General features: G+C 68.0%; 6 protein-coding genes and 1 pseudogene. 4 read left to right on the top strand and 3 right to left on the bottom strand.

What is annotated here, in order from left to right:
• The 3 genes from AWC14_RS03955 to AWC14_RS03945 form a co-directional block, all read right to left on the bottom strand.
• Positions 1–441: DUF222 domain-containing protein (locus AWC14_RS03955; RefSeq protein WP_142281550.1), on the bottom strand; the 441-nt coding region annotated here is incomplete at its 3' end.
• A gap of 242 nt (positions 442–683) precedes the next feature.
• On the bottom strand, positions 684–2,108 hold the full coding sequence (locus AWC14_RS03950; protein ID WP_045380386.1) for a protein adenylyltransferase SelO: 1,425 nt from the start codon (positions 2,106–2,108) through the stop codon (positions 684–686).
• 92 nt (positions 2,109–2,200) lie between these two features.
• Positions 2,201–2,920: a methyltransferase domain-containing protein gene (locus AWC14_RS03945; RefSeq protein ID WP_045380389.1), complete on the bottom strand. Its 720-nt coding sequence runs from the start codon at positions 2,918–2,920 to the stop codon at positions 2,201–2,203.
• Between the two features lie 53 nt (positions 2,921–2,973).
• Here AWC14_RS03945 and AWC14_RS03940 point away from each other — a divergent pair, with 53 nt between their 5' ends.
• The 4 genes and pseudogenes from AWC14_RS03940 to AWC14_RS03925 all read left to right on the top strand — a co-directional run bounded on the left by AWC14_RS03940 (position 2,974) and on the right by AWC14_RS03925 (position 7,285).
• Complete coding sequence (locus AWC14_RS03940) at positions 2,974–3,864, top strand: alpha/beta fold hydrolase (protein ID WP_045380392.1); 891 nt, start codon at positions 2,974–2,976, stop codon at positions 3,862–3,864.
• Positions 3,848–4,717: an SDR family NAD(P)-dependent oxidoreductase gene (locus tag AWC14_RS03935; protein ID WP_045380395.1), complete on the top strand. Its 870-nt coding sequence runs from the start codon at positions 3,848–3,850 to the stop codon at positions 4,715–4,717. The genes AWC14_RS03940 and AWC14_RS03935 overlap by 17 nt, the downstream gene beginning before the upstream one ends.
• On the top strand, positions 4,714–6,276 hold the full coding sequence (locus AWC14_RS03930; protein ID WP_045380398.1) for an AMP-binding protein: 1,563 nt from the start codon (positions 4,714–4,716) through the stop codon (positions 6,274–6,276). Before AWC14_RS03935 ends, AWC14_RS03930 begins: the two co-directional genes overlap by 4 nt.
• A 29-nt stretch (positions 6,277–6,305) precedes the next feature.
• Positions 6,306–7,285 (top strand): annotated as a pseudogene (locus tag AWC14_RS03925) (L,D-transpeptidase).
• Positions 7,286–7,288 lie beyond the last annotated feature (3 nt).

Raw genomic sequence — 7,288 nt, 5'->3', positions numbered from 1 at the left:
TGGTCGAGGATCTGGGTCGGGTCGCGGTTCGAGCTTGACCGCGGTGCGCAACTGATTGACCGTGGCCACCGCCGCCAGGGCTGCGTAATGCTCATCCGACCCCTCACTGGCCCGCGCGGCGATCACCCCGACCTGATCCAGCGACAGCCGACCCTCAGCCAGGCCCGCCGCGCAGCGGGGAAACTCCTCGAGCCGGCGCGCCACCGCGGCGATCGTGTGCGCAGTGCCCGACGAGGCGCCCAGCTTCCAGGCCACCAACGCCGCCAGCGACCGCACCCCCGTCATCCCCCACAACTGGTCGCGCTCCATCTCCGCGGCGATCTGCACCACCCGCGCATCGATCGCATTGCGCTGACCGGCCAACTCCGCCAACTCCTCAAACAACACCTCCAGCCGCTCAACCGGCTTCAACGCCACCGCAGACGCTGCAATCGACGACATAACCGCATCATCGCAGCCAGGTCCGACAACTTTTCGGCCCCGATCCGCGACCGGGTTCGTCCCGAAAACCCCCGACCTAGACCGCGGGTCGTGCCGAAGGCGGTTCTCACGGTGCCCACATTGGCCACCAGGCAGCCGCGTCGGTGCTGGCAATCAGATGTTCCGCGAGGAACCGATGGTCGACTTCCATTCCCCGCAGACACCGCCGCTCCCGGCAGCTCCAACGACCACAGCGGCTAAGTTCAAGTGCCGCAAAAGGTTTGGTACGTGCCGAAGTCTTCGGGAGCGGGCTCGGCGTAGCGCTCGAATCCCGGTCGTTCCCGGTACGGCGCAGACAGCGCCACGAGCAGCTGCTCGAGCGGGGCCAGATCACCTTCGGTGGCCGCGGCCAGCGCCTCCTCGACGAGATGGTTGCGGGGAATGTAGACGGGGTTGGCGCGGTCCATCGCGTCGGCGTCCGGACCCAGCGGCAGCCAGCGAGCCAACCAGGCTTCGAACCCAGGCAGCTCAGCTGCTTCGCCGCGCGCCGCACGGCTGAGTTGGCGGAAGAACGAGGTGTACTCGACCTTGTTGTGCTCCAGCAATTGGGGCAGCTCGCTGATCAGCTCGTCGCCGTGGGACAGGCCGAGTTTGGTCCGCATGCCGGTCGACCACGCGGCGTCGTAGCGCGGCCGAAAACCGCTCAGCGTCTCCACGGCAACCGCGACTGCCTGCTCCCGGTCGTCGGCGAGCAGCGGAAGCAGCGCTTCGGCGAACGCGCCGAGGTTCCACTCGGCGATGGCCGGCTGGTTGCCGTAGGCGTAGCGGCCCCAGAAGTCGATCGAGCTGAACACCGTGGCCGGGTCGTAGGCCTCCATGAACGCGCACGGGCCGTAGTCGATGGTCTCGCCCGAGATGGTCATGTTGTCGGTGTTCATCACCCCGTGCACGAATCCGACCAGCATCCACTGCGCCACCAGCGACGCCTGGACCGCGATCACCGCTTCCAGCAGCGCGAGGTAGGGCTGCTCGGCCTCCGCGGCGTGCGGGTGGTGGCGGGCGATCGCGTGGTCGGCCAGGCGGCGCAGCAGGTCGACGTCGCCGGTGAGCGCGGCGTACTGGAAGCTGCCCACCCGCAGGTGGCTGCTGGCGACGCGGCAGAGCACGGCTCCCGGCAACGCTGTTTCGCGTTGCACCGGTCGTCCCGTCGCCACCACGGCCAGCGATCGGGTGGTCGGGATGCCCAGGGCGTGCATCGCCTCGCTGACCACGTACTCGCGCAGCATCGGGCCGACGGCGGCCAACCCGTCTCCGCCGCGTGCGAACGGCGTGGGCCCGGACCCCTTGAGGTGCAGGTCGCGCCGTTGCCCGTCCGCGCCGACGAGCTCGCCCAACAGCAAGGCGCGCCCGTCGCCGAGACGTGGGACGAACCCGCCGAACTGGTGCCCGGCATAGCCCTGCGCCACAGGATCGGCGCCGTCGGGAACCAGGTTGCCGACCAAAAACCGCAGCCCGTCGCTGCTGCGCAGCCACTCGGCGTCGAGACCGAGTTCGGCGGCCAGCGACTCGTTGAGCACCAACAGGCGCGGCTCGGCAACCGGTTCAGCCTTCCACGGGATCGCCATCTCCGGCAGCTCACGGCGGAAGCGGTCGTCTAGGACGACGGTCGTCTCCGGGGTAACGCTCACCCCACCGAGAGTACGGAGGCGCAACCATGGTCATGGCCGTCAACAAATGATGACGGCCGGGGAGGGAGCACCGGTACGGCCACGGACAGGGCTTACCCGCGTTTGGCACGCACCCACTGAATCGTGCTGAAGTTTTTGACCCGCACGCTGATGAAGCCGTGGTCTTCCAGGATGTCGGCGAGCTCGTCGTCGTCGAACACGTGGGCCCCGGTGTTGGGGAGCATGCGCCAGAACCGGGCGGCCCGCCCCGCGGTGGGCACCATGATGGCGAGTCGTCCGCCCGGCCGCAGCACGCGCGCGATTTCCGCCAGCGCCGCCGCGGGCTCCGGTATCAGCTGCAGCACGGCGATCGACACCACCGCATCGACCGTGTCATCGCGAAGCGGAAGGCGTTGCGCGTCGGCCCGCAGAAAGCCAACCTGCGGTCCGGATTCGGCGCGCACCGCGCGGGCAAGCATCGGCTCCGAGATGTCGACACCCAATGCCAGGCCGTCGGGGCCGGCCGCCCGCGCCAGTGACGCCGTGACCGTGCCGGGGCCGCAGCCGACATCCAGCGCGGTCCCGCCCGGCGGGATGTTCAGCCACTCGACGGGGTGCTGCCAGGCGGTGAGCAGCCGGCGCGCGACCGCCTGAGTGTTGTCGTAGAACAGCGACCCGATCGGCGACGCCCACAGCGCCTGAATCGCGCCGGTGTTCTTCGGGACCGGCGACTCGTCCAGCAGATCGAGATAGCCCTTGCTGACGTCGGGTTCGGCGGGCGGATCGGTGAGCAACTCCAGCGCGCGCCGTAACGCCGGCGGCAGATCGGTCATATGCATCCCTCCCGTCCGGCAGCCTACGCGCGAATCTCTGTCAGACTTTGGGCATGAGTTCGGTGTCACGGCTGCTCGACGAGTACCGGGCTTCCGGACGATCCTTCACCGCGGACGGCATCTCGTCGTTCGTGCTCGACGACGGCCCGCGCGATGCCCCGCCGGTGGTGTGCGTGCACGGGGTGCCGGCGTCGGCGTATCTGTACCGCAAGGTGGTTCCCGCGCTGGCGCGACGGGCCCTGCGCGGCATCGCCGTCGACCTGCCGGGGCTCGGCCTGGCCCAGCGACCGAAGGATTTCGACTACCGCTGGAGCGGACTGGGGCGCTGGCTGCTCTCGGCGCTCGACGCGCTTGAACTGAAGCGGTTCCATTTGGTGCTGCACGACATCGGCGGACCGGTCGGATTCGAAGTGGCACATGCGGTTCCGGATCGCGTGCTGTCGATGACGCTGCTCAACACGCTCGTCGCGGTCGAAACATTCCATCGACCCTGGCCCATGGAGCCGTTCGCACATCGCGGCCTCGGCGAGGCCTGGCTGCAGTCGATGCGCATACCGGGTGCGTTCGAGGCGATCATGCGCATGGTCGCGGTGAGCCGGCATGTACCGCTCGCCGAAATCTCTTGCTGGAAGCCACTATTGTTCGGCGACGACGGCGGCCAAGCGTTCCTGAAGATCATGCGCGGCTTCGAACTCAACGCCGATGCTCAGCGTCGTTATTTGGCGGCACTGCGCAACGTGCCCTATCCGATCCAGATCGTCTGGGGGATGCAGGACCGGATGCTCAGCTGGCGCCGCCATGGCGTGCAGGCCCAGCTGGCCACGGGCGCCCAGCAGGTAACGTTGTTGCCCGCCAAGCATTTTCTGCAAGAGGACTGTCCGGAGGAGATCGCCGCGGCGGTTCATCGATTCGTCGAACAGCGGGCAGATGAGCGTGGCAGCTAAGACCATCGACAAGCTGGCCAACCCGGCGCGCATCACGGATCCCGACAGGCTGCGCGACGCCGTCGCGGGCAAGACGGTGCTGGTGACCGGGGCGTCGTATGGTGTCGGTGAGGCTACCGCCCGCAAACTGGCCGCGGCGCAAGCGACGGTGTTGGCGGTGGCCCGCTCGGCCGACCGGCTCGACGACCTCGTCGCATCGATCACCGCGGGCGGCGGAAATGCGTTCGCCTACGCGGCCGATCTGAGCGACGAAACCGCCATCAGCACGCTGGTGACACGGATCGCCGACGAGCACGGCCCGCTCGACGTGGTGGTGAGCAACGCCGGCAAGTCGCTGCGCCGCTCGCTGCGCCACCAGTACGACCGGCCGCACGATTTCCAGCGGACCATCGCGGTCAACTATCTCGGCCCGATTCAGCTGCTGCTCGGAGTGCTGCCCGCGATGCGTCAGCAACACGGCGGGCACATCGTCAACGTTTCCAGCGTCGGTGTCCGCGTTCCGCCCGCCCCGCAGTGGGGCGCCTACCAGGCGTCCAAAGGAGCGTTCGACCGCTGGTTACGCAGTGTCGCACCGGAATTGCGTTCCGACGACATCGACGTCACGTCGATCTACTTCGCGATCGTTCGCACCCGGATGATCGAGCCGACCCCGATTCTGCGCAGGGTGCCGGGCCTGGATCCGCACCAGGCCGCCGACGTGGTCGCCAAGGCGATCATCGAGCGGCCGCGCACCATCGCCCCGGCGTGGACGTTGCCCGCTGAGGTCGCGTCGGTGGTGCTGGCAGGGCCGATCGATCGGGCGGCGCGGATCTGGTACCGCAATGTCGTCGACTCCGAACGGGGCCGGCGATGAGCGCCATCGGTGCTGCTGCCGCCGCCACCCGCGCCGCGTTGCGGTCTCGACTGCTCAGCCCGCCCGGCCCGGCCGCGCTGGCCCGCGTCCTGAACGAGGCGCGTCGAGGCGGGATGAACACCTTCACGCTGCTGGCCGTCGCGGCGGCACGATGGCCCGACCGGACCGCGGTAATCGACGACGACGGCGCGGTCAGTTACCGCGAGGTGCAATCGAAAACCGAAGCGCTGGCCTGCGAACTGCAACGCGCCGGCGTTCAGCCCGGCCAGGCCGTCGGTGTCATGTGCCGCAACGGACGACGCTTTGTCGAGGCGCTGTTCGCCGTCGCCTTGGTTGGCGCCGACGTGGTGCTGGTCAACACCGAATTCAGCACCGACGCGCTATCCGCCGCGCTGAGCGCCCATGACATCGAAACCGTGGTCTGCGACGCCGAATTCACCGAGCGGGTGCAGGCCGCCGGCGACTCGGTCACGGCCGTCGATGCGGCGCAAACCGACGAGCCGGCTTCACGGCCCAGGGTGGCGCGGACGGGCCGGATCGTGCTGCTCACTTCGGGCACGACGGGAAAACCCAAAGGCGTGCCACGCGCGCCGCGGATAGATCCGGGCGTACTGGGCGTCGGCGTGACGATACTGGACCGCACCGGTCTGCGCGCCGGCGCCCGAAATGCGTTGGCAGTGCCCATGTTTCACGGGCTGGGCCTGGGCATGACGATTCTCACCGTAGCCCTGGGCGGCACGATACTCACCCATCGGCGATTTGACGCCGAAGCGACGTTGGCGCAGGCGTCGCTGCATCGCGCTGACGCGTTGACCGTGGTGCCGGTGATGCTGGCGCGCATTCTCGAGTTGCCCCAACAGGTTCGGGCCCGAAACCCGGTGCCGTCACTGCGGGTAGTGCTCTCCAGCGGCGCCCGGCTGGAACCGGGGCTGGTGCGACGGTTCACGGAGGCCTACGGCGACGTCCTCTACAACGGTTACGGCTCCACCGAAGTCGGCATCGGTGCGCTGGCAACCCCGGCCGATCTGCGCGACAACCCCGAAACGGTCGGAAGACCGTCGCTGGGCTGCCGGGTGCGCGTACTGGACGACAACGACAAGCCTGCCCGCCCGCGCGTCACCGGACGCGTCTTCGTCGGCGGCGAATTGACGTTCGAGGGTTACACCGGCGGCGCCGCCAAGTCCGTCGTCGACAACATGACCGACACCGGCGACATGGGCTATTTCGACGAGTCGGGTCGGCTGTTCATCGTCGGCCGAGGCGACGACATGATCGTTTCGGGAGGTGAGAACGTCTATCCCCGCGCGGTGGAAAACGCTCTCGCCGAGCATCCCGACATCGTCGACATCGCGGTCGTCGGCGTCCCCGACGAAAAGTTTGGTCAACGACTGGCGGCGTTCGTGGTGGCCCGGCCGGGCAGCGCCATCGACGAAGCAGCGCTGCGGGAGTACTTGAAGGGCAAGGTGTCTCGCTTTGAGCAGCCGCGGGACATCAGCATCGTCGAGAGCATTCCGCGCAATGCCGCCGGTAAGGTGCTGCGGAACGACCTGCCGACGTGAACACCGGATCAGTCAGCCGCTCCAGGTGGATGCGTCGCGTGTTGGCCGCCCTCCTACTCGTCGTCGGCGTACTCGGAGCGATGGTGACGACCTCGTTGTCGCACTGCCGCAACGGATGTGGTCCGGCGGCGCCGGACGCCGCCGCAATGCGGGCCCCCGCGAGGCTGACCATCAACCCGGCACCCAGTGCGCGCAACGTGGACCCGCTGGAGCCCGTGTCGGTGAGCGCCGAGTCCGGGACGCTGACCGATGTGCAGATGGTCAACGACAACAGCAAACACGTGCAGGGCGTCATCACACCCGACCGCGCGTACTGGCATCCGGTGGAGCCGCTCGGCTACGGACGCACTTACACCATCACCGTCGCCAGTCGCGGGCCGGGAGGAATTCCGGCGACTCAGGTGTCCGAATTCTCGACGTTGATGCCGCGCAACCAAACCAAGGTGACGTTCCGGGCAACGGCCTTTTCGGGCAGGAAGACACCAAAGTCTCGTTCACGATTGGCGACGCGCACATTTCCGTCGCCGACGACACGACCAAACAAGTCAGCGTCTTCGACAACGGCCGGCTGGTGCGCACCATGCCCACGTCGATGGGGATGGGCGGGACCGAGCAGATCAACGGTCGCACGCTGTCGTTCTGGACCCCGCCGGGCATCTACACCGTGTTGGACAAGGGCAACCCGGTGATCATGGATTCGTCGACCTTCGGGCTGCCCAAGAACTCTCGCCTCGGCTACCGGGAGACCATCCACTACGCGGTCCGGATCAGCACCGACGGCATCTACTTGCACCAACTCGACGACACCGTGTGGGCGCAGGGCCGCATCGACACGTCGCACGGGTGCTTGAACCTCAACGGCGAGAACGCGAAATGGTTCTTCGACTTCTCCCAGCCCGGCGATGTCGTGGAAGTGCGCAACACCGGCGGCCCGCCGCTGCAGCTGTCCCAGAACGGCGACTGGACCGTTCCGTGGGATCAGTGGCGGCAGGGCAGCGCACTGCACTGACAG

It is taken from the genome of Mycobacterium kyorinense, from assembly GCF_002101735.1.
Classification (GTDB): domain Bacteria; phylum Actinomycetota; class Actinomycetes; order Mycobacteriales; family Mycobacteriaceae; genus Mycobacterium; species Mycobacterium kyorinense.
The sequence above is the reverse complement of the archived record's forward strand: the minus strand, read 5'-3'. Positions and strand labels throughout refer to the sequence as shown.

Excerpts from the sequence above, each read along its gene's own strand:
- AWC14_RS03945 (WP_045380389.1), bottom strand. The coding sequence starts at position 2,920 with ATGACCGATCTGCCGCCGGCGTTACGGCGCGCGCTGGAGTTGCTCACC.
- AWC14_RS03940 (WP_045380392.1), top strand. The coding sequence starts at position 2,974 with ATGAGTTCGGTGTCACGGCTGCTCGACGAGTACCGGGCTTCCGGACGA.
- AWC14_RS03935 (WP_045380395.1), top strand. The coding sequence starts at position 3,848 with ATGAGCGTGGCAGCTAAGACCATCGACAAGCTGGCCAACCCGGCGCGC.
- AWC14_RS03930 (WP_045380398.1), top strand. The coding sequence starts at position 4,714 with ATGAGCGCCATCGGTGCTGCTGCCGCCGCCACCCGCGCCGCGTTGCGG.